Annotated in this window: 1 rRNA gene; it reads right to left on the bottom strand. The window is 55.5% G+C overall.

The window, feature by feature from the left end:
• Nucleotides 1-59: 59 nt before the first annotated feature.
• A 23S ribosomal RNA gene (locus ACGFIR_RS31595) occupies nt 60-1,355 on the bottom strand; the annotation flags it as partial.

Genomic DNA, 1,355 nt, shown 5'->3' with positions numbered 1-1,355 from the left:
CACACTCGTGGTCTGTTGTTCGTTTGCTGTGAGTTGCACAGTGGACGCGTAGCAGCTTAGTAGTCAAGTCCTCGGCCTATTAGTACCGGTCAACTGAACCCGTTACCGAGCTTACATTTCCGGCCTATCAACCCAGTCGTCTAGCTGGGGGCCTTACCCCCACAAAGTGGGGTGGGATACCTCATCTTGAAGCGAGCTTCCCGCTTAGATGCTTTCAGCGGTTATCCCTTCCGAACGTAGCTAACCAGCCGTGCCCCTGGCGGGACAACTGGCACACCAGAGGTTCGTCCGTCCCGGTCCTCTCGTACTAGGGACAGCCCTTCTCAAGTATCCTACGCGCACGGCGGATAGGGACCGAACTGTCTCACGACGTTCTAAACCCAGCTCGCGTACCGCTTTAATGGGCGAACAGCCCAACCCTTGGGACCTGCTACAGCCCCAGGATGCGACGAGCCGACATCGAGGTGCCAAACCATCCCGTCGATATGGACTCTTGGGGAAGATCAGCCTGTTATCCCCGGGGTACCTTTTATCCGTTGAGCGACACCGCTTCCACTCGCAAGTGCCGGATCACTAGTCCCGACTTTCGTCCCTGCTCGACCTGTCAGTCTCACAGTCAAGCTCCCTTGTGTACTTGCACTCAACACCTGATTGCCAACCAGGCTGAGGGAACCTTTGGGCGCCTCCGTTACCCTTTAGGAGGCAACCGCCCCAGTTAAACTACCCACCAGACACTGTCCCTGAACCGGATAACGGTCCGAAGTTAGATACCCAAACCAACCAGAGTGGTATTTCAAGATTGCCTCCACCCATACTGGCGTACAGGTTTCACCGGCTCCCACCTATCCTACACAAGCTAATTCGGATACCAATGTCAAGCTATAGTAAAGGTCCCGGGGTCTTTCCGTCCTGCCGCGCGTAACGAGCATCTTTACTCGTAATGCAATTTCGCCGGGCCTGTGGTTGAGACAGTGGGGAAGTCGTTACGCCATTCGTGCAGGTCGGAACTTACCCGACAAGGAATTTCGCTACCTTAGGATGGTTATAGTTACCACCGCCGTTTACTGGCGCTTAAGTTCTCCGCTTCGCCCCGAAGAGCTAACAGGTCCCCTTAACGTTCCAGCACCGGGCAGGCGTCAGTCCATATACATCGAATTACTTCTTCGCATGGACCTGTGTTTTTAGTAAACAGTCGCTTCCCCCTGCTCTCTGCGGCCATACAACGCTCCACCCGCGCAGGGCTTCACGTCTCCGGCCCCCCTTCTCCCTAAGTTACGGGGGCAATTTGCCGAGTTCCTTAACCACAGTTCGCCCGATCGCCTCGGTATTCTCTACCTGACCACCTGTGTCGGTTT

The organism is Micromonospora sp. NPDC049051, from assembly GCF_043197575.1.
Lineage (GTDB): Bacteria > Actinomycetota > Actinomycetes > Mycobacteriales > Micromonosporaceae > Micromonospora.
This window is presented reverse-complemented; position numbering and strand designations above follow the sequence as displayed.